This is a genomic window from Nostocoides vanveenii, assembly GCF_039531165.1.
Classification (GTDB): domain Bacteria; phylum Actinomycetota; class Actinomycetes; order Actinomycetales; family Dermatophilaceae; genus Nostocoides_A; species Nostocoides_A vanveenii.
In genome coordinates, this window is sequence record NZ_BAAAPN010000104.1 from 64,168 (window position 1) to 83,223 (window position 19,056).

The 19,056-nt window shown below is 65.8% G+C and carries 19 protein-coding genes; 10 read left to right on the forward strand and 9 right to left on the reverse strand.

Going from position 1 to position 19,056, the window contains the following annotated elements; translation table 11 throughout:
* Positions 1–5: 5 nt before the first annotated feature.
* The 5 genes from ABD209_RS18180 (at position 6) to ABD209_RS18200 (ending at position 7,685) form a co-directional block, all read left to right on the forward strand.
* Positions 6–1,949, forward strand: coding sequence for a type I restriction-modification system subunit M (locus ABD209_RS18180; protein WP_344069015.1), 1,944 nt, complete (start codon positions 6–8; stop codon positions 1,947–1,949).
* A gap of 140 nt (positions 1,950–2,089) precedes the next feature.
* The gene (locus ABD209_RS18185; RefSeq protein ID WP_344069018.1) at positions 2,090–3,184 is read left to right on the forward strand and encodes a restriction endonuclease subunit S; all 1,095 of its coding nucleotides are present in this window, start codon (positions 2,090–2,092) and stop codon (positions 3,182–3,184) included.
* Between the two features lie 7 nt (positions 3,185–3,191).
* Entirely contained in the window at positions 3,192–6,206 is a 3,015-nt protein-coding gene (locus ABD209_RS18190; RefSeq protein ID WP_344069020.1) for a type I restriction endonuclease subunit R, read from the forward strand.
* Between the two features lie 574 nt (positions 6,207–6,780).
* Complete coding sequence (locus ABD209_RS18195; RefSeq protein WP_344069022.1) at positions 6,781–6,966, forward strand: hypothetical protein; 186 nt, start codon at positions 6,781–6,783, stop codon at positions 6,964–6,966.
* Positions 6,963–7,685 (forward strand): hypothetical protein, encoded by a 723-nt coding sequence (locus ABD209_RS18200; protein WP_344069024.1) that lies wholly within the window; start codon positions 6,963–6,965, stop codon positions 7,683–7,685. The genes ABD209_RS18195 and ABD209_RS18200 overlap by 4 nt, the downstream gene beginning before the upstream one ends.
* 245 nt (positions 7,686–7,930) lie before the next feature.
* Here the strand turns inward: ABD209_RS18200 and ABD209_RS18205 are convergent, their stop codons facing one another.
* The 6 genes from ABD209_RS18205 to ABD209_RS18230 form a co-directional block, all read right to left on the reverse strand.
* Positions 7,931–10,291 carry a heavy metal translocating P-type ATPase gene (locus ABD209_RS18205; protein ID WP_344069027.1) on the reverse strand — a complete coding sequence of 787 codons (2,361 nt, stop codon included), beginning with the start codon at positions 10,289–10,291 and terminating at the stop codon, positions 7,931–7,933.
* A 60-nt stretch (positions 10,292–10,351) separates the two neighbouring features.
* The gene (locus tag ABD209_RS18210; RefSeq protein WP_344069030.1) at positions 10,352–10,564 is read right to left on the reverse strand and encodes a heavy-metal-associated domain-containing protein; all 213 of its coding nucleotides are present in this window, start codon (positions 10,562–10,564) and stop codon (positions 10,352–10,354) included.
* Positions 10,565–10,655: 91 nt separating this feature from the next.
* Positions 10,656–10,934, reverse strand: coding sequence for a hypothetical protein (locus ABD209_RS18215; protein ID WP_344069033.1), 279 nt, complete (start codon positions 10,932–10,934; stop codon positions 10,656–10,658).
* Positions 10,935–11,052: 118 nt separating this feature from the next.
* The gene (locus ABD209_RS18220) at positions 11,053–11,790 is read right to left on the reverse strand and encodes a F510_1955 family glycosylhydrolase (RefSeq protein ID WP_344069036.1); all 738 of its coding nucleotides are present in this window, start codon (positions 11,788–11,790) and stop codon (positions 11,053–11,055) included.
* Positions 11,791–11,972: 182 nt separating this feature from the next.
* Positions 11,973–13,493 carry a multicopper oxidase family protein gene (locus tag ABD209_RS18225; protein ID WP_344069039.1) on the reverse strand — a complete coding sequence of 507 codons (1,521 nt, stop codon included), beginning with the start codon at positions 13,491–13,493 and terminating at the stop codon, positions 11,973–11,975.
* Positions 13,494–13,512: 19 nt separating this feature from the next.
* Positions 13,513–13,755, reverse strand: a complete 243-nt coding sequence (locus tag ABD209_RS18230; RefSeq protein WP_010849399.1) for an SHOCT domain-containing protein — start codon at positions 13,753–13,755, stop codon at positions 13,513–13,515.
* Between the two features lie 166 nt (positions 13,756–13,921).
* Between ABD209_RS18230 and ABD209_RS18235 the strand changes: the two genes are divergently transcribed.
* On the forward strand, positions 13,922–14,647 hold the full coding sequence (locus ABD209_RS18235) for a response regulator (protein WP_344069046.1): 726 nt from the start codon (positions 13,922–13,924) through the stop codon (positions 14,645–14,647).
* Entirely contained in the window at positions 14,644–15,759 is a 1,116-nt protein-coding gene (locus ABD209_RS18240) for a sensor histidine kinase (protein WP_344069048.1), read from the forward strand. Before ABD209_RS18235 ends, ABD209_RS18240 begins: the two co-directional genes overlap by 4 nt.
* Before the next feature lie 291 nt (positions 15,760–16,050).
* Here the strand turns inward: ABD209_RS18240 and ABD209_RS18245 are convergent, their stop codons facing one another.
* The 3 genes from ABD209_RS18245 to ABD209_RS18255 all read right to left on the reverse strand — a co-directional run bounded on the left by ABD209_RS18245 (position 16,051) and on the right by ABD209_RS18255 (position 17,116).
* On the reverse strand, positions 16,051–16,395 hold the full coding sequence (locus tag ABD209_RS18245) for a hypothetical protein (RefSeq protein WP_159904121.1): 345 nt from the start codon (positions 16,393–16,395) through the stop codon (positions 16,051–16,053).
* A gap of 93 nt (positions 16,396–16,488) precedes the next feature.
* Complete coding sequence (locus tag ABD209_RS18250) at positions 16,489–16,899, reverse strand: type II toxin-antitoxin system VapC family toxin (RefSeq protein ID WP_159902646.1); 411 nt, start codon at positions 16,897–16,899, stop codon at positions 16,489–16,491.
* Positions 16,886–17,116, reverse strand: a complete 231-nt coding sequence (locus ABD209_RS18255) for a FitA-like ribbon-helix-helix domain-containing protein (protein WP_159902648.1) — start codon at positions 17,114–17,116, stop codon at positions 16,886–16,888. Before ABD209_RS18255 ends, ABD209_RS18250 begins: the two co-directional genes overlap by 14 nt.
* Before the next feature lie 512 nt (positions 17,117–17,628).
* Here ABD209_RS18255 and ABD209_RS18260 point away from each other — a divergent pair.
* From ABD209_RS18260 to ABD209_RS18270, 3 genes are read left to right on the forward strand one after another with little or no spacing between them, the layout of a single operon-like run.
* Positions 17,629–18,051, forward strand: a complete 423-nt coding sequence (locus ABD209_RS18260; protein WP_170119972.1) for a TetR/AcrR family transcriptional regulator — start codon at positions 17,629–17,631, stop codon at positions 18,049–18,051.
* Complete coding sequence (locus ABD209_RS18265; RefSeq protein WP_344069061.1) at positions 18,048–18,395, forward strand: DMT family transporter; 348 nt, start codon at positions 18,048–18,050, stop codon at positions 18,393–18,395. Before ABD209_RS18260 ends, ABD209_RS18265 begins: the two co-directional genes overlap by 4 nt.
* The gene (locus ABD209_RS18270) at positions 18,395–18,715 is read left to right on the forward strand and encodes a DMT family transporter (RefSeq protein WP_006947550.1); all 321 of its coding nucleotides are present in this window, start codon (positions 18,395–18,397) and stop codon (positions 18,713–18,715) included. Before ABD209_RS18265 ends, ABD209_RS18270 begins: the two co-directional genes overlap by 1 nt.
* Positions 18,716–19,056 lie beyond the last annotated feature (341 nt).

Below are 19,056 nucleotides of genomic sequence, written 5' to 3' on the forward strand. Positions count from 1 at the left end.
GACGCATGTCACCGACGGGCTTTGCGGACAAGGTCGCCTTCGTCTGGAAGGTCGCGGACAAGTTGCGCGGCACCTTCAAGCAGCACGAGTACGGATCGGTCATGCTGCCGCTGCTCGTGCTTCGCCGCATGGACGCTGTGCTCGTGCCGACGAAGCAGGCGGTTCTCGACGCGGCGGCTGGCATGCAGGACATCGGGGAGGGTCAGTCTGCCCTCCTCAAGAAGAAGGCTGGCCACCGGTTCTACAACACCTCACCGCTGACCTTTGCCAGCCTGTTGGGCGACGACAAGAACCTCGCGGACAACCTGCGCACCTACATCCGCAAGCTCTCCCCCGAGGCGTATGCCGTGATGGAGGCTTACGACTTCGACCCCAAGCTCGAGCGGCTCGACCGCGCCGGGATCCTGTATGCCGTGGTCGCGGACTTCGCCGATCTCGACCTCCGTCCCTCGCAGGTGAGCAACGAGGCGATGGGCTACATCTTCGAGGAGCTGCTGCGGAAGTTCTCCGAGATGAGCAACGAGACCGCCGGTGAGCACTACACGCCACGCGAGGTGATCAGCCTCATGGTCAACCTGCTCGTCTCGGGCGAGACCGCCAAGGAGCTGACCGAGAACCCCAAGCCGGTGCGCACGGTCTACGACCCGGCAGCCGGCACTGGCGGGATGCTCATGACCGCCCTGCACCACATCAAGGACCTCAACCCGGCAGCGATCGTCAACGTCTTTGGCCAGGAGCTCAACGACGAGACGTGGGCCATCGCCCAGTCCGACCTGATGATGCAGGACACCGCGCCGGAGCGGATGCGCAACGGCAACAGCCTCACCGCCGACGCCTTCCCTACCGAGAAGTTCGACTACATCCTCGCCAACCCGCCCTATGGAGTGGACTGGAAGGCGTATGCCGCGCCGATCAAGGACGAGCACACCAAGCAGGGCTTCCACGGCCGATTCGGCGCCGGCCTACCGCGCGTCTCGGACGGGTCATTCCTCTTCCTCCAGCACATGCTCTCGCACATGAAACCGACCGGCTCGAGGGTCGGGATCGTCCTGTCCGGGTCACCGCTCTTCTCCGGCCAGGCAGGCTCCGGGGAGTCCGAAATCCGCCGATGGATCCTCGAGAACGACTGGCTCGAAGGCATCGTCGCGCTACCGGACCAGATGTTCTACAACACCGGCATTTCCACCTATGTGTGGATCCTCACCAACGACAAGGCCGACGAGGACCGCGGCACGGTCAAGCTCATCGACGCACGCGAGCTCGGCACGAAGATGCGGAAGTCGTTGGGCGACAAGCGCAAGGAGCTCACGCCCGCGGCCATCGAGGAAGTGGTTCGGCTCTATGGCGGCGCGCGAGACGAGTACGCCGACGACTCCCGCGTGAAGGTCCTCACCAACGAGACCTTCGGTTTCCAGCGCATCACCGTCGAACGCCCTATGCGCCGCCGCTGGGAGGTCACTCCTGAGGCCGTTGTCGCGGAGCCGTATGCCGCGTACGTTGCCCTCGTCGGTCGCCGGTTCGAGACAGAGAAGGCGCTCCTGGCCGAGGTCCCCGAGCTGTCCACGGCGCAGAAGAAGGCGTTCGCGAAGGCCTGCGCCGTGGCCGACCCGGAGGCGCCGATCGTCACGGGCCGTGGCGGCAAGGTCGAGCCCGACCCGGATCTGCGCGACCAGGAGAACGTGTCACTCCCCGCCGGCTGGCTCTCGCTCGACGACCAGGCACGCGAGAAGGCACTGACCGAGGACGCGGAAGCCCACCTGGAGAAAGAGATCCGCCCCTATGTGCCGGAGGCATGGATCGACCACACCAAGACCAAAATCGGCTTCGAGATCCCCTTCACCCGCCAGTTCTACGTCTACACGCCACCCCGCCCTGTCGAGGAGATCGCCCAAGAGATCAAGGACCTCGAGACCCGGATCCAGCAGTGGATGAGCGGACTCGGTCTATGAGGACAGCTCCTCTACGGCATGTGGCCGAAGTCCGAACAAGCAGCGTCGATAAGCACACGCGCGACGGCGAACTTTCAGTGCAACTCTGCAACTACACGGACGTCTATAGGAACGACAAGGTCCGACCTAGCCCGGATCTCATGCGCGCCACCGCTACGTCCGACGAAATCGACCGGTTCAGACTCCAGATCGGAGACTCTGTTCTTACGAAGGACTCGGAGGATCCCAACGACATCGGCATCTCAGCGCACGTTGCCGACACTGCGAGCGACTTCGTCTGCGGTTATCACCTCGCGATCGCACGACCTTCACCGGGAACGCATCCGCGCTATCTAACTTGGGCACTGCGGTCTCGGCCAGTTCTGGACCACTTCTCGAATCATGCATCAGGCATATCTCGCTACGGGCTGACAACTGCTGGACTGCGAGCTGCCCCTGTCCCTTGGCATGACGAGCTGGAGCAGCGGAGGATCGCCGACTTCCTCGACGACCGCGTCGCCCGCATCGACCAGATCATCACCGCCCGCCGCGCACAAATATGGTCCTTAGATGATGCGGCTCGCGCCACCCTGGCCGAACGAATGCTCCTCGGGGAAGAGCAAGTGCCCTTACGCCATCTGATATTGGACGAGCGACTCGGACTCTGGGGCTCTGAGGTCGGCGAAGATGACGTGGACGTCTATGTGGCTCGCGTCGCCGACTTCGAACGTGCCGAGTTTCGACTCGGTGACGTGCCCACCGTTCGGAGCGCAGCAGCCGCCCAGATCGCAACGCGTGCGCTCCGACACGGAGACGTGCTCCTCGAACGCTCCGGTGGCACAAACATCAATCCTGTTGGTTGCCCGGCCTTCGTTGAGGATCCCGCACCCAACACCGTCTCCAGCAACTTCGTGTCACGCCTTAGGCCTGTGGCCGACGCTGACGGTCGGTACCTATCGCTGCTGCTGGGGGCCCTGTACGCAACGGGCCAACAGAGGCCCCACGCGAATCAGACGACCGGCATTCAGAACCTGGACACCACCTCGTACCTCCATGTGCGAATTCCCATTCGGTGCCCTGCTGAACAGGTCTCACTGGCCCAAAAGGTTGACAACGCGCTTTCAGGAATTCGGGGGCAGCAGCGTCACCTGCGCGAGTCCGCAGCGCTTCTGGAGGAGTACAAGCATTCGTTGATCACGGCCGCGGTGACTGGTGAGATCGACGTGACGACCGCGGGTAGCGGCATACCGGGATGAGGTACGCATGAGCATCACGAAGGAGTCGGTGTTCGAGTCGAACATCGAGGCGCACCTGCTCAGCCACGGCTGGAACCAGCTGGAGCCCGTGGCATACGACCGCAGGTCTGGCGTCTTCGGGGACGAGGTCATCGCCTTCGTCCAGACTTCCCAGCCGAAGCAGTGGGAGCAGTTGGTCACCCGGCATGGTGGCGAGGCGACGGCTCGCGAGAAGTTCCTCAAGGTCGTCATTGACGCGCTCGACCACCGCGGCACGATCAGCGTGCTTCGCTCACCGGTCAAGGACTCGGGTGTCAACGTGCGCCTGTGCTTCTTCAAGCCGGCCAGCAGCCTCAATGACGAGCAAACGCAACGGTATTCAGCGAATCGTCTCGGTGTCGTCCGCCAACTTCACCACTCAGAGTCGAATACCTCGGACTCGCTCGACATGGTCCTGGTGGTCAACGGGATCCCGGTCGCGACCGCCGAGTTGAAGAACCCGCTGACGCACCAGAGCGTCGAGAACGCGATGGCGCAGTACCGCGCCGATCGCAACCCGCAAGACCTCATCTTCCGGGCCCGGACGCTGGTGCACTTCGCGGTGGACCCGCGCCGGGTGGCGATGACCACGCGGCTTGCCCGTGAGGCGACGGTCTTCCTCCCCTTCGACCAGGGCAGTGACGGCGCTGGCAACACCGGCACCGCAGGTAACCCGGCCGTGACGACGGGCTACCAGACGGCATATCTCTGGGAGCAGGTGTGGCAGCGAGACGCGTGGCTGGACCTACTCGGGTCGTTCATCCACGTCGAAGGCGAAAAGACCCTCTTCCCGCGTTTCCACCAGTGGCACGCGGTGCGCTCGATCCTCGAAGCGACCTACCGTGACGGCGCCGGAGTGGATCGGCTCGTGCAGCACTCGGCCGGGTCGGGAAAGTCGAACACGATCGCCTGGACCGCTCACGCGCTCTCGCGCCTGCACGGCGCCGATGACGCGCCGATCTTCGACAAGGTCGTGGTCATCACCGACCGCAAGGTGCTCGATCGACAGCTCCAGGACACCGTTGCCGGCTTGGAGCACACACCCGGCACGATCGTGCGGATCGATGAGAACTCGGCTCAGCTTAAGGAAGCCCTCGAGGGGCACGCGGCACGGGTCATCATCACGACGCTGCAGAAGTTTCCCGTCGTCGCCGAGTTGCCAGCCAAGGATGTCGCCGACGGCGGGACCAAGGGCGTAGTCGGTCGCCGGTTCGCAGTGATCGTCGACGAGGCCCACTCCTCATCGAGCGGAGACTCGGTCGCCAAGCTGAAGAAGGTCCTCGGTTCGGGCGACCGCGACGACGAATTGGAGGCGGCTGCGGAAGCCGAGCAGGCGGCATACGACGCCTCCATTGACGCCGCAGACGAGGCGCTGTTCGCCAGCGCGCGGCACCGGGGCAAGCAGAAGAACCTGTCATTCTTCGCGTTCACAGCGACGCCGAAGCCGAAGACACTCGACACGTTCGGGCAGGTCGGGGCCGACGGGCACAAGCGGCCGTTCCATACGTACTCGATGCGGCAGGCGATCGCGGAGGGATTCATCCTCGACGTGCTGGCGAACTACACGACGTACGGCGTGTACTACAAGCTCGCCAATGCGCACCCGCGCAACGATCCGGAGATGGAGTCGAGCAAGGGTCGCGCGGCCCTTGCCCGGTTTGCCTCGCTGCATCCGTACGCGTTGGACGCGAAGGCCGAGGTGATCATCGAGCACTTCCGGCAGAAGACCGCGGGCAAGATCGATGGGCAGGCCAAGGCGATGGTGGTGACCCGGTCGCGGCTGCACGCGGTGCGGACGCAGGCGGCGCTGGCGGCATACATCGCGAAAAAGGGGTACGACCAGGGGGAACGTCCGCTGAGGACCTTGGTGGCTTTCTCGGGATCGCTGATGGATCCGGACGCACCGGAGGCTCCGGCCGTGACGGAGGCCTCGATCAACGGATTCTCTGAGGGGCAGCTGCCGAAGAAGTTCCACGGGCCGGAGTACCAGGTGCTCGTGGTCGCAGAGAAGTACCAGACCGGGTTCGACGAGCCCCTGCTGCACACCATGTACGTCGACAAGAAGCTGTCCGGCGTGGCAGCCGTGCAGACGCTGTCGCGGCTGAACCGCACGCATCCGGGCAAGGAAGACACGTTCGTCCTGGACTTCGCCAACTCGGCAGATGAGATCAAGGCGGCGTTCGAGCCGTTCTTCGAGGAGTCGTTCTCCACTCCGACCGATCCGCAGGCGCTGGCGACGATGGAGCACGACCTGATGGCGGCTGGGGTGCTGTCGATGCCGGAGATGGAGGCGACGGTCGCAGCGTTGCTGTCCGAGGATCCAGCTTTGCAGTCTGTGCTGTATGCGAACCTCGAGCCGGCGGTCGGGCGGTTCGCGGCGCTCGAGGCGGAAAGGGCGGAGGAGTTCCGGCGGACGCTGGAGCACTTCTGCCGGGCGTACGCGTTCGTCGCTCAGGTCATGCCGTGGGCCGACACCGACTGGGAGCGGCTGTTCCTCTATGGCCGGCTGCTGCTGCTGGAGCTGCCGCCGGGTGAGAACAGCCCCATGCCGCAGATCTCGAAATCGGTCCAGCTGACGCACCTGCGGATCGCGGTCACCTCGGAAGCCGCTATCGAGCTGGCCGGATCGGACGCGCCCGGGGTGGCGTTGCCGGGCGAGGGCAAGGGTTCGCTGACCGAACCGATGCTGGACAAGCTGTCGGCGCTGATCTCGGCGATGAACGACAAGTACGGCGCCGACCTCGGGGAGGCCGACAAGGTCTGGGTCGACCAGCAGTGGGTTGTCGTCAAGGAGGACGATGAGATGCGCGAAGTCGCCCTGAACAACGACCGCAGCCAGTTCGAGATGGTGCTCGAGCAGAAGGTGAAGGACCTGCTGATCGACAGGCACGACAAGAACGGGGTGCTGTTTGACCTGTTCTTCTCGAACCCGGACTTCCAGGTCTCGCTGGTTCGCTATCTGGCGGGCACCTACGACGAGTTCCGCAAAGAATCGATGGCCTGACGATGGCATTCATCCGGCCACGCAGCCGCGTCACTCTCCACAGCGGCGGCGCGTCGGTGCGTAACAAGCGACTCACCGGAGTCACAGCCTCGGAACGCGCCACGGCCCCGGGCAAGGACATCCGCGACATCGGTCCGGACAAGGGCCCGAGGAAGTGTCGTGCCTGCTCGAAGCCGATCGGACGACCGAGAGTGGCTCACTGCGACTCGTGCCTTGCCGACCGGCGGCTTGTGAAGGCCGTTCGTGCTGACCTCAAGCGACTCGGGTTGCCACGACTCGGCGCTGCGGTGAGCAAGGGGTCGCCGATGTGGAAGAAGAGGAAGCAGGCCGAGGCTGCTCTCCGGCGCTTGGGAAGGGGCACGACCCTTGCCCGCTCAGGCGTACCCGCGAAGGCGGCGAAGAACGAGCAGCCAACACCGGTTCGTGAACTGAGGCCCGTGACCGCCACCTGCCCACGGTGCTTCGTTGCTCTGCCAACGACCGGCCAGTGTGATGCCTGCACGTGACGGACGGGTTGTCAGTGCCAACGCCTATCGTCTGTCATAGTTGACAACCACGATCTGGAGGTGCGCACATGGGATCGTCCACGACTGAGTACATGACGCCGTCCGAGCTCACCGAAGAGCTTCGCCGTCTCGAAGCAGAGCTCGGCATGACCGTCGACCTTGCTGAACACCTCGCTGCTGCGGACGCGCTCGACGCCGACCTGTACCAGGTGCTTCGCCGTATCCGAGACCTAAGGTGGCTCCAGACCGCGTGAGTACGCTTGAGGAGGAATCCGCAGCGTTCGCTCGTCGCATCTCCGACGCTGTGTCATCCTTCATCGGCCAGACGGTGCCATTCAAGGCGACGAGTAGTGGTTCACGTTTCGTGGTGTCCGACGACACGGACGGAATCGCAATCCCAATCGGTGAAGTGGGCACTCTCGCGTTGGAGGTGAACTACCGATGTGAACTCGACGGTGCGGGTCGATACCTCAAGGTGTTGAACTCCAAGGTCGCCGTCTATGCCGGGAGCCGCCCGAAGGGCGATCCCCTCTTCAGGTACGAGTACGTCCACGATCAAGGTGATGGGCTTCCAGCCGGGCATCTGCACGTCCACGCTCATCGTGATCAGTTCACCCGCGTAATGACACTCGCCGCCGTCTCGGGTGTGTCTCGCAGGCAGGCTGCCCCTGACTCCGAGCTTGAGGCAGCACGGATGTCACGGATCCACTTTCCCACGGGCGGCCATCGGTTTCGTCCGACGATCGAGGACGTACTTCAGATGATCGAAGAGGAGTTCGGAGCCAAGCCAGGCCCTACCTGGCGTGGAGTCCTCCGGACCAACCGCGTTCAGTGGCGCCGCCACCAAACGGGGGCCGCCGTCCGCGACTGCCCGAGCGAAGCAGTGCGGGTGCTCGAGGAGCTCGGCTACGTAGTTTCTGCGCCAACGGAGGGTCCTGCGCCAGATCGAGAGGATCGCCTCGCGGCGTTCTGATCAGAGCACTCAGAGCCATAACCCTTGACCTATAACACGCCCGAGATGCATGACGTCGGCTAATTCTTAGAATGAACTGCCGTTCTTACAAGATTGCGTGCATCTCGACAGTTCAATCTTGGCTGCATCTCGACATCAGTGTCGAGATGCAGCGAAGAGTGCTTGATGTCGTGCGGGGCACTTTGCAGAGATCGGCTCGTCCGGTGGGGTCGTGCAGTCTCCGTGCGTGGCCCTCCGGCGTGGTCTCAGGTGATTGTTTGTGCGCGGAGGCGGAGGGCGTTGCCGATGACGCTGACGCTCGATAAGGCCATGGCTGCGGCGGCGATGATCGGTGAGAGCAGGACTCCGAAAACGGGGTAGAGGACGCCGGCGGCGATGGGGACGCCGAGTGCGTTGTAGACGAACGCGAAGAACAGGTTCTGTCGGATGTTGCGCATGGTTTTCTCGGAGAGTTCGCGTGCACGGACGATGCCGGTGAGGTCGCCCTTGAGGAGGGTGACTCCAGCGCTCTCCAGGGCGACGTCGGTGCCCGATCCCATCGCGATGCCCACGTCAGCGGCAGCCAGTGCGGGGGCATCGTTGACGCCGTCGCCAGCCATCGCGACCACGCGGCCTTCGCCCCGGAGCTTGGTGACGATGTCGCTCTTGTGGTCGGGCAGGACTTCAGCTTCAACCTGGTCGATGCCGAGCGTCTTGGCCACAGCGTGGGCGGTGACTTTGTTGTCGCCGGTGAGCATGACGATCCGGATGCCTTCCTCCCGCAGTGCCTTCAGCGCGGCCGGCGTGGTGGCCTTGATGGGGTCTGCGATCGCGAAGAGGCCTACGAGCCAGCCATCGGCTCCCATGTAGATGACGGTGGCTCCGTCGCCGCGCAGCTCGTCGGCACGGTCCCTGAGATCGGCGGTGTCGATGTGGTGGGAGTTGAGGAAGTCGGAGCTGCCGAGGACCAGGACTCGCCCTTCGACGGTGCCGATGACGCCGCGGCCGACTGGTGAGTCGAAGTCTGTGACGTCGGGGACGGGCAGGCTCCGGACGGTGGCGGCTTCGACGATGGCCAAGGCGAGCGGATGCTCGGAGGCACGCTCGACACCGGCCGCGAGGCGCAACAGGTCGTCCTCGGGCCACTCGCCGGTGGTGATGATGCCGGTGACGGTGGGCCGGCCCTCCGTAAGGGTCCCGGTCTTGTCGACAACGAGGGTGTCGACCTTCTCCATACGCTCGAGCGCCTCGGCGTTCTTGATCAGCACGCCTAGTCCCGCGCCGCGGCCGACGCCGACCATGATCGACATGGGTGTGGCCAGTCCGAGTGCGCAGGGGCAGGCGATGATCAGCACGGCGACGGCAACGACGAGGGCGTGTGCCAGTTTGGGGTCGGGTCCGACCAGGCCCCACACGATGAACGCGATGATGGCGATGACGATGACGACGGGCACGAAGATGCCGGCGACCTTGTCGGCCATCCTCTGGATGGGTGCGCGGGAGCGTTGCGCTTCTGAGACCATGGCCACGATCCGGGACAGCATGGTGTCGATCCCGACCTTTTCGGCTTCCATCATCAGCGCGCCGCTGCCATTGATGGTGCCGCCGATGACGGGGTCGCCGGTGGTCTTGGTGACCGGCATCGACTCGCCGGTGACCAAGGACTCATCGACAGCGGAACGGCCATCGATGACGGTCCCGTCGACGGGGACGGCTTCGCCCGGGCGGACGCGGAGCCGGTCGCCGCGTTGGACGGCGTCCAGCGGGATCTCTTCGTCGTCGCCGCTGTCGGTGATGCGACGGGCCGTCTTGGGGCTGAGGTCGAGCAGTGCCTTGATCGCCCCGGAGGTTTGCTCGCGGGCCCGCAGCTCGAGCACTTGGCCGAGGAGGACCAAAGTGGTGATCACGGCAGCGGCCTCGAAGTACACGTCGACGGTGCCGTCGTCGCTGCGGAAAGAGGTGGGGAAGATCCCCGGCGCGAGTGTCGCGACGAGGCTGAACAGCCAGGCGATGCCGGTGCCCATCGCGATCAGGGTGAACATGTTGAGGTTACGGGTCCGGACCGAGGCCCAGCCGCGCACGAAGAAGGGCCACCCGGCCCAGAGCACGACCGGGGTGGCCAGTAGCAGTTGCGCGCACACCGAGGCGGTGGCCGGGATCAGGTCGTGCAGCCACGGGACGAAGTGGCGGCCCATCTCGAGGATGACGATGGGGATCGTCAAAGCGGTAGCGACCCAGAAGCGGCGGGTCATGTCGGCCAGTTCCGGACTGGGCCCGGCGTCAGCGGTAACAGTGACCGGTTCCAGGGCCATCCCACAGATCGGGCACGACCCGGGGCCGGGTCGGCGGATCTCGGGATGCATCGGGCAGGTCCACTCCGCGACCTCACCCCGCACTGGCGAGGTCGCGGGGGGGATGCCGCCTGGGCCGCCGACGGCTTGGGCATAGGCGGATGGGTCCTGCTGGAACCGGTCGCGGCACCTCTGGGAGCAGAAGTGGTATGCCGTGCCGTCGTGCTCGAGGGTCAGCACGCTCTCGCGGTCGACGTCCATCCCACAGACGGGGTCGGTCGCGCCCGGTCGGGTGGGCACGTTGTCGTGCGGGGCGAGTTGGTGTTCGTGCTGCATGTCCGCTGCTCCTGACGGGCGCTCGGGATGTCCCTGAAATGAAGGGCCGGATCGTGTGGGTCAGCGACGGCTGGCGGCGTAGCCGGCGTCGGTGACCGCGCGGATGACGTCTGCGTCGTCGACTGGGAGATCGCTGGTGATCGTGAGTTCGCCGTTGGCGGCGTCGACGGTCAGGTCACGGACACCGGTCACCTTGGACACCTCCTCACGCACGCTGCTTTCGCAGTGCGCGCACGTCATTCCGGTCACGAGATAGGACTGGGTCGAGGTCATGGTTGACACCCTCTCTGCTTCGGGGAAACGCTCCCAGTATACCCCCATGGGGTATATGTTCGTTCGGTGTTCACATGGCGATGCGGTGGTCTCAGTGTTTGGGTTGGTTGTTGCCGTGGTTCATCCAAGCCATCATCAGGCCCATCATGAGCAGGCAGCCGGCGGCGTAGATCAGGCCGCCGAGGCCGAGGCGGCCGGTGGCGATGAGGACACCGACGAGCAGCACCATGGGCAGGCACATCAGCCACATGAGCCAGTGATGGCGGGCACCGTGGTTCGTGCGTGGCGGCTGGGTGTCCTCAGGGGCCGACGTGCTGGTCGGGGTGGTGAAGGCGACGTACTCGTCGGGTCGTCGTGCCGAGTGGTTCATCGTTGATCTCCTTGGGGTTACTCCAGGGGCGTGCCGCCTCGGTGTTCTCAGCCTGGAAGGCCGTTGCCGAGGTGGGGCCGTGGTGGCGTGAAGGTCTGGTCAAGATCGCGTCGCCGGATCAGGGCAGGAGGTTCTCGGTGGTGGTGCCGCCATCGAGGGTGCGCAAGACCTTGCTGTCGGCGACGACGACGATCTCGAGGCCCCCGTCGCTGCCGCGCCGCGCATGCAGCGCCTCGGCAGGGCCGATGCGTGTGGGGTTGAGACTCCAGGTGGCTCCGGCGTCGCTGCTGACGCCCAACTGCCCGGTTGTGGTGGCGATGACGATGGTCTTCTCGTCGGCCCAGGTGACGGCCAGGGCGGTCCCGGGCGGGGACAGTGGTCGCCAGGTGCTGCCGGTGTCGCTGCTGGCCAGGAGCCCGGCTTCGGTGGTGGCGAGCAGGGTCCCCGAGGTGGGGGCCGCAGCCAGTGTGCGCGGCGGAGCCGGGATCGAGCGGGTGGTCCACGTCGTGCCGTCGGTGCTCGACCGAAGGACACCGTCGAAGCCGACCACCGCGGCAGGGCCGGCGGTCAGGGCGTGGAAGTCGGACTGGCCGCCGCGGGAGGCCACTCGCCAGGTTCGGCCGGCATCGGTGGAGGTGATGAGTCCGACCGGCTGTGGGAGATCGACCCCGGCGCCGGGGTGTCCGGAGGCGTAGTAGGTGCCGTCGGGGGCGACGGCAAACCCCATCAGGTCGATGACCTGGCCGTTCTGAACCAACTCGCTGTTGACGTGGCGGAAGAGTCCTTCGTGGGTGGCCAGGAGGAGTTCCCCGGAGTTGGGGTCGCGGGCCACGGCGTGGATGTGGGTGATCGCCACGGGAGGCCGGCTCGACGAAGTCTCCGCCGGGGACGTTGCCGCGGCCGTGGCGGCGGGCGCTGTGGCAGGGGACCCGCCGCGTGCCGAGGGGGTGGCGGCGCCCGTGGAACCACAGGCGGTCAGCACGGCCAGTGTCGCGAGGGCGCTACCGGCGAGGAGGAACCGACGGCGGGCGCGGGTGTTCATGTCGCGTACTCCAGCGCGATCATCATGCCGGCTTCGGCGTGGTAGATGTTGTGGCAGTGGATCATCCAGTCGCCGGCGTTGTCGGCGTCCAGGTCGATCGCGAAGGACTGCATCGGCGCCATGAGGACGGTGTCCTTGCGCAGCCCGGAGGGCAGGGCGAAGGTGTGCCCGTGTAGGTGCAGCGGGTGGGTCATCATCGTCTGGTTCGTGGCGTTGATCCGCAGCCGCTGGCCAGCCTTGACGGTCAGTGGTTCGTTCTCCCCGAACTTGGCGCCGTTCATGCCCCATTGGTAGGGCTTCATCGAGCCTTGCAGCGCCAGGTCCACGGTGGCATCCGGGGCCCTGTCCGGTAGTTTCGCGGACTCCGCCGGCCGCAGCTGGGAGCCGATGAGGACCTGCCCGGACAGCTCCGCCGGAGCGGCGTCGACGGCGGGCGCGCTGCCGCTGCCGGTGCGGACCACCGCGATCGCCTGGCCGCCGCTGGTTTTGCCGAACGGGCGGGCCACGAGCGGGAACACGCCGTCGCCGAGGGTGACGATCGCGTCATAGCGTTCACCCATCCCGATGTAGAACGCGCCGACCTCGGTCGGTTCGACGGCGTGGCCGTCACTGTGGGTGATCGTCAGCCGGTGTCCGCCAAGCGTGACGGTGAAGATGGTGTCAGAGGCGGCATTGATGACGCGCAACCGGATCCGCTGACCCGGCTTGGCGGTCAGGACATCGGGGTCGGTGGGTGGTTTGCCGTTGATCAGGAAGAACGGGTAGGTCACGTCCCCGGCATCTCCCCACGGGGGCGTACCCATCGACATTCCGCCCATCGACCCATGGTCCATGCCGCCCATCGACCCGTGGTCCATCCCGCCCATGCCGCCGGAGGAGGCGGGGCCGCCGTCGGCGATGAGTTTCTTGAGGACGTCATCGGGTGTGGTGCCGGTGCCGTCGATCCAGTCATCGAGGACGACGATCCACTCGGCGTCATAGTCGCCGGCTTCGTTCGGGTCGTCGATGATCATCGGTGCGTACAGGCCTCGGTCGAGCTGGACCCCGACGTGGGGGTGGAAGAAGTAGGTGCCCGGGTCGGGTGCGGTGAACTCGTACACGTATTTGGTTCCGGAGCTGATCGGGTCCTGGGTCAGGCCGGGCACGCCGTCGGCGGCGTTGCGCAGCCGGATCCCGTGCCAGTGGATCGTGGTGTCGGCCGGGAGCTGGTTGTCCAGGGACACCCGCAGGAAGTCCCCGGCAGTGGCCCGGACCAGCGGCCCGGGGAGGGTCCCGTCGTACGCCCAGGTCGACACGATTCGACCGCCGAGGTCGAGACTGACCGGCTTGGCCACCAAAGTCTTCTCGACGAGACGTTGGCTCGGGGACGGGGAGAGCGGGGCAGGGGCGCCGAAGGTGCGCGACGGCATACCTGCCTTCCCCGGCGCCGGTGTGGTGCATGCCGCCACGGTGGCGGTGGCGGCGATGCCGAATCCGCCGAGGAGGATGTTGCGTCGCGAGAGCAGGGGGGAGGTCATGGTGCCTTTCACGGTGGGGTCAGTGGCCATCGACGATCAGGCGGCGTCGTTGCTCGTATTCCTCGACGCTCACCTCGCCGCGCGCCAGGGATTCCTTGAGCAGCGTCAACGGATCGGGGCGATCCATGCCGCCCCCCTGCCGATTCCGGGCCGGGAGCAGGGCGCGGACCACCAGGACCACGGCGATCCAGAACGTCAGGGTTCCGGCGGCCATCAGCAGCCACATCCACCAGCCCATGCCGTACCCGTTGCCCCACATCATCGGTGCTCTCCTAACGCTGTCTGGTCGGCCTCGAGGAGGCGGACATGACCACTGTCCGTGGGCGACCTCAAGGCCCGGCCGTGGTCACGTTGAGATTTGACGAAGATCGTCCCCTGAGAAGGCCGGGAGTGGACGAGGTTCGCTCTTGAGCCGGGAGACTGAGGCGGTGAGCACGAACCCCACACCACCACCGACAAGGGTGCTGGTCATCGAGGACGAGACCACGCTGGCCGGCCTGATCGCCGCCTACCTGTCCCGGGCCGGGTACGCCACGACGACCGTCCACACCGGACCCGACGGGGTGCAGGCCGTGCGCGAACACGCCCCCGACGTCGTCATCCTCGACCTGGGGTTGCCCGGGCTGGATGGCATCGAGGTATGCCGCCAGATCCGAACCTTCTCCGACTGCTACGTCATTGTCGTCACCGCCCGCAAGGACGAGGTCGACACCCTCATCGGCCTGTCCGTGGGCGCGGACGACTACGTCACCAAACCGTTCAGCGTCCGCGAACTCCTCGCCCGCGTCCAGACCGTGCTGCGCCGCCCCCGGAGCGGGCCCACGAGCGCATCAGAGACCCCGAGCAGCGAACCGATCCGAGTGGTCGGGATACTCCGTGTTGACTTTAACGGTCATCGCGTCCACCTGGCCGACACCGAGGTGGCCCTCACTCCGACGGAACGGGACCTCCTCATCACGCTGGCTCGACGACCCACGATGGCCTTCACCCGTCGCCAGCTCATCGATGACATCTGGGGAACCGACTGGGTCGGGGACGAGCACCTCGTCGATGTCCACGTTGCCCACCTGCGCCGCAAACTCGGCGACGACCCCGACACCGGCCGCTACGTCACGACCGTGCGAGGCATCGGCTACCGGATGGGACAAGGATGACCACCACCCACAGTCCCTCGTCGACCGGCCTCGCGACCAGGCTCCTGGCCGGGCAGGCCATCGTCCTGGTGGCCGGCGCGCTGACCGTGGGACTGGTCGCAGCCGTCATCGGACCCCCGATCTTCCACCAGCACCTTCTCGAAGCCGGACACCAGCAGAACTCCCCCGAGCTCGTGCACATCGAGATGGCCTACCGCGACTCATCCCTCATCTCCGTTGGGATCGGTCTGCTCATCTCGCTGCTCGCCGCAGGCGCCGTCACCTGGTTCCTCACCCGCCGACTGCGCCGCCCCCTCGAGCAAGTCACCCACGCGGCCCGCGAACTGACCCTCGGGCACTACGCCACACGCGTCCCTGCGATCGCTGCCGGCACCGAACTCGAAACGCTCGCCGCAGCCTTCAACACCATGGCCGCCCGGCTCGACAGCGTCGAAGACACCCGTCGCAGAATGCTCTCGGACCTGGCCCACGAACTCCGCACCCCCATCGCCACCATCAGCGCGTACCACGAAGGCCTCCACGACGGCGTAACCAGCCTCGGTCCCGAGTCCAGGGCCGCACTGGAGGAACAAACCCAACGGCTGGCCCGTCTCGCCGACGACATCGACGAAGTCTCCACCGCAGAGGAAGGCCGACTTGCGCTCGACCTCCGCAGCCACCACGTGTCCCACCTGCTCTGGGCCGCACACGAAGGCATCCGCGACCGGTACGCCGCCAAAGGCGTGAATCTCCTCGTCGACGATCGACCAGTGGCCGGACTCCAGGTGCTGGTGGACAGAAGCCGCATCGGACAGGTCCTGACCAACCTCCTGAACAACGCCCTACGCCACACCCCGGCTGGCGGCACCGTGATCATCTCGGCCGTCAGCGACCGCGACCACGTCAGCATCACCGTCAGCGACAACGGTGACGGCATGACCCCCGAGCAGCTCGAGCACGCCTTCGAGCGGTTCTACCGAGCGGACTCCGCCCGCACGCACGACCGCACCGGCTCAGGCATCGGCCTGACGATCAGCCGGGCCATCATCAACGCCCACGGCGGCAGCCTCACCGCAGCCAGCTCAGGCCCGGACCAAGGAAGCACGCTCACCATCAACCTGCCTACCCCGTAGCGGCACCCAGATCGGCGCGTCAGCTGCCTCGGCGGCGAGCGAAGCAGACATAACGTCACGTTTGGTCACCCGGAGCAGGGCAACGCTGCGCGTTATTGCTGCAATAGTCACGCCACTTTGCAATCTTCGCTGCATCTCGACACCTATGAAACTGTCGAGATGCAGCCAAGACCGCACGATGTCGTGCGGCGAACATTGCAGAGATCGTCCCGCTCGGTGGAGTCGTGCAAGATCGCCCTCGCGCGCCAAGGCTAGCCACGTCCTCAATGCGGCATGAGCGGATGTCCGGGTTTAGTCGGTAACGACGGAAGCGCGGCTCGCTCCACCCACTGTTCGACGCCGCATGAGCAGCTCGAGCAGCGCGGCGTTGATCAGGACCGAGGTGACGTAGGCAAGTCCGAACACGAGGGCCGACCCCGAGAGGAAGAACGGGTCACCCGCGGCGATGTTGCCAACCAGGTAGAGCGGGACGCCGGCAACGACGAGCGACGGCAGGGCTCCAATGAGCGCGAGGACGCCAAGAACCGTCAACACCAGTTCCATGGGTTGTCCGAAGTCCGATGTTGGAAGAATGAGGCTCGGGGTCAGGGCCAGCATGACGGCTGCATAGACCCGCGTTGGCCTGCTGATGCTCACGCCATCAGTTTCGCAGACGACGTCGGTTGCCAGCGTCGTGTTGTGGCCAACTGCCTGACGTTGTCACCCCTAGGCGGCATATCAGGGCGGTGCTCAACGCCCGCGGCGGGGCGTTCTGAGCAGTTCGATGGTGCAGGTGGGGCCGGCCGCATGGGCAAGGCGCCGGTCGCCAGTGAGCAACGTCGCATCCAGCGCCTCGGCCAGGGCGACGTAGGCGGCGTCGTAGGTGGTCACGTTGTCCCGCAGCTCCCAACAGCGTGGTAGCAGCGCCAGATGCGAGGCGCGGTGCATGGGCAGCGCCCCGAGGTCTGTCATGGCCAGATCCGCCCGGCGGTTGTCGAGCATCCCGGCACGGTTCTGTCGACGCAGTACAGAGGCGACCTCAAGGTCGACCAGTTCTGGGGCGGCCAACGTCTCACCCCGCAGCCGGGTGCGAGCGGCATCCCCGTCCGGGCCGTCATCGGCCAACGCGACCGCAAGGACGCTGGCGTCAACGACGAGCACGATCCCCCTGCACAGCCTTGACCGCGTCTGCGAGCGGGACAGATCCGCCGGAGCGCCCGCCGGCCCGGTCGAGGACCTCCTCCAAAGTCGGCTGGCTGGCCTCAGCGATCAGCCGGGAACGCAGGTACTCCTGCAACGACTGGTGCGCGGCTGCGGCCCGTTGGCGCAACACCGCATGGGTGCTCTCGGGCACATCCTTGATCTGAACACTCGGCATGGCGCCATTATGGCGCTACAAGCGCCGATTCACAACCGCCCGACCATCGGCATGAGGGCGAGACTCCGGGTGCGCGCCTTCCCCAAAGGCCTGCCCTTGCGGGCGAGGCGACCGCCCATAACGGGCTCATCCCAATCGAGGGTGTAGTCGCGGTCTGGAAGTCGCCGGCTTTGAGTAGTGGCCTAGCGATAGTTGATGAGGTTTCGGAACCCACGCGCGGAAGTCACAGAGGTGTTCGAGTCATCCGTTGATCGCCTTGGCCGGGGCGTCGTAGGTGCCGGGCGGTCACGCTCTTAGCATGCTGACGCTCAGCTCGGGAGGCCCAGCTCACCATGAGTTTGTTACTTACCCTACCGGTAGGTAGAGTTGTCGATATGAGTACTAGTGCACCTGCCCACCGACCGTCGGCGCGAGGCGGCGTTCTCGCCAGCACTCTTGCGTGGGCCCGCACTGGCGCCTCTGTCTCCCTGGTGTCCGCAGCTCGCGCTGCAGGAATCACTAAGGCTGGCCTGATGTACCACTTCCCAACCAAGGAAGCACTGATGACCGCCGTCATCGATTACCTCCTCGACGGCTACGAGCGGGATCTGGCCGCCCGCCTGGCTACCACCAACCCAAACGTACCCACGATCAGCGAACGCCTCGCCGCCTACGTTGACTGGGCTTGCGACGGGCCGTTCGACTACGGCGACCTGGTCATGTTCACCGACCCCCGCCTGCGCGAGCCGCTCACCGAGCGATGGAACAGCCGCATGGGGGCCTGGGTCGACGTCCCCGAGACCCTTCCGGCCGACCAGCGGGCCCGCCTCCACGGCGTCCGACTCTTGGCCGACGGCATCTGGCTCAACACCGCCGGCAACGGCATCGCCCTATCCGACGAGGACACCGACGCCATTCGAGCACTCGCACACCACCTCATCCAGGAGAACTCATGACCAAGTGGCTACTGCTCGCGGGGGCCATCCTCAGCGAGGTCGCCGGTTCGCTGTCGCTGAAGGGAGCACTCGATCGACCCGGACTGTACGTGCTCGTCGCGGCTGGCTACATCGCCTCGTTCATTCTCCTCGCCCTCGTTCTGCGTCAGGGCATGGCGCTGGGCGTCGCCTACGGCATTTGGGGCGCCCTCGGTGTCGCCACCACCGCCGTGATGTCGTCGCTGATCTTCGATGAAACCCTCACCGCACTCATGGGCGTCGGCATCGTCCTCATCATTGCCGGCGTCCTCACCGTCGAACTCGGCTCCCAGCACGCGGTCAAGAACCTCGAAGAAGCCACCTGATGGCTTACCTGTTCCTCCTCGGAGCCATCATTGCCGAGGTCAGCGCTACCCTCTCGCTGCGCATGGCAGCTACTGGCGTCCGCGCCTACTACGCCGCCGTCGCCGGCGGCTACCTCCTGGCCTTCGCGTTTCTCACCCTCGCCCTTAATGAGGGCCTGGGCCTCGGTGTCGCTTACGGCATCTGGGCAGCGTCCGGAGTTGCCCTAACGGCCGTCGCGTCCAAAGCCCTCTTCAAGGAGCCGCTCACCGCGCTCATGATGGGCGGCATCGCACTCATCATCGCCGGCGTTCTTCTCGTCGAGCTCGGCGCCCTGCACTGACTGAGATCCCCATCCCCACGACGTCGTCGCTCACAACGGAGCAAGGCCTTGGCAACGGGCTTCTGATGAGGTGTACTCGTTGATCGAAGCGACTCCGGCGCGACGGTGGCTAGATCGTGGTCGAGGTCTTCGGAAGATGACGTTCCACGCCTGACATCCGGAGGTCTGACGTCGTTGCCTGTCGCTACCGCTCGGGCCCGCTTCGCTCGCCCGGACCTGACAACGTTCTGCCGACTCGACTAAGAGATCGCGCGGATAGGTCAGGGTCGTCGGGTGGGTCGGGTGTCCCAGCGGTGGGTCGTCCAGGCTCGGCGGAGCAGGCTTCGGGTGATGATGACCGC

Coding starts and splice junctions, on each gene's coding strand:
- ABD209_RS18180 (WP_344069015.1), top strand. CDS start 6: ATGTCACCGACGGGCTTTGCGGACAAGGTCGCCTTCGTCTGGAAGGTC.
- ABD209_RS18185 (WP_344069018.1), top strand. CDS start 2,090: ATGCGCGCCACCGCTACGTCCGACGAAATCGACCGGTTCAGACTCCAG.
- ABD209_RS18190 (WP_344069020.1), top strand. CDS start 3,192: ATGAGCATCACGAAGGAGTCGGTGTTCGAGTCGAACATCGAGGCGCAC.
- ABD209_RS18195 (WP_344069022.1), top strand. CDS start 6,781: ATGGGATCGTCCACGACTGAGTACATGACGCCGTCCGAGCTCACCGAA.
- ABD209_RS18205 (WP_344069027.1), bottom strand. CDS start 10,291: ATGCAGCACGAACACCAACTCGCCCCGCACGACAACGTGCCCACCCGA.
- ABD209_RS18210 (WP_344069030.1), bottom strand. CDS start 10,564: ATGACCTCGACCCAGTCCTATCTCGTGACCGGAATGACGTGCGCGCAC.
- ABD209_RS18215 (WP_344069033.1), bottom strand. CDS start 10,934: ATGAACCACTCGGCACGACGACCCGACGAGTACGTCGCCTTCACCACC.
- ABD209_RS18225 (WP_344069039.1), bottom strand. CDS start 13,493: ATGACCTCCCCCCTGCTCTCGCGACGCAACATCCTCCTCGGCGGATTC.
- ABD209_RS18230 (WP_010849399.1), bottom strand. CDS start 13,755: ATGATGTGGGGCAACGGGTACGGCATGGGCTGGTGGATGTGGCTGCTG.
- ABD209_RS18240 (WP_344069048.1), top strand. CDS start 14,644: ATGACCACCACCCACAGTCCCTCGTCGACCGGCCTCGCGACCAGGCTC.
- ABD209_RS18255 (WP_159902648.1), bottom strand. CDS start 17,116: ATGCCGAGTGTTCAGATCAAGGATGTGCCCGAGAGCACCCATGCGGTG.
- ABD209_RS18260 (WP_170119972.1), top strand. CDS start 17,629: ATGTACCACTTCCCAACCAAGGAAGCACTGATGACCGCCGTCATCGAT.
- ABD209_RS18265 (WP_344069061.1), top strand. CDS start 18,048: ATGACCAAGTGGCTACTGCTCGCGGGGGCCATCCTCAGCGAGGTCGCC.
- ABD209_RS18270 (WP_006947550.1), top strand. CDS start 18,395: ATGGCTTACCTGTTCCTCCTCGGAGCCATCATTGCCGAGGTCAGCGCT.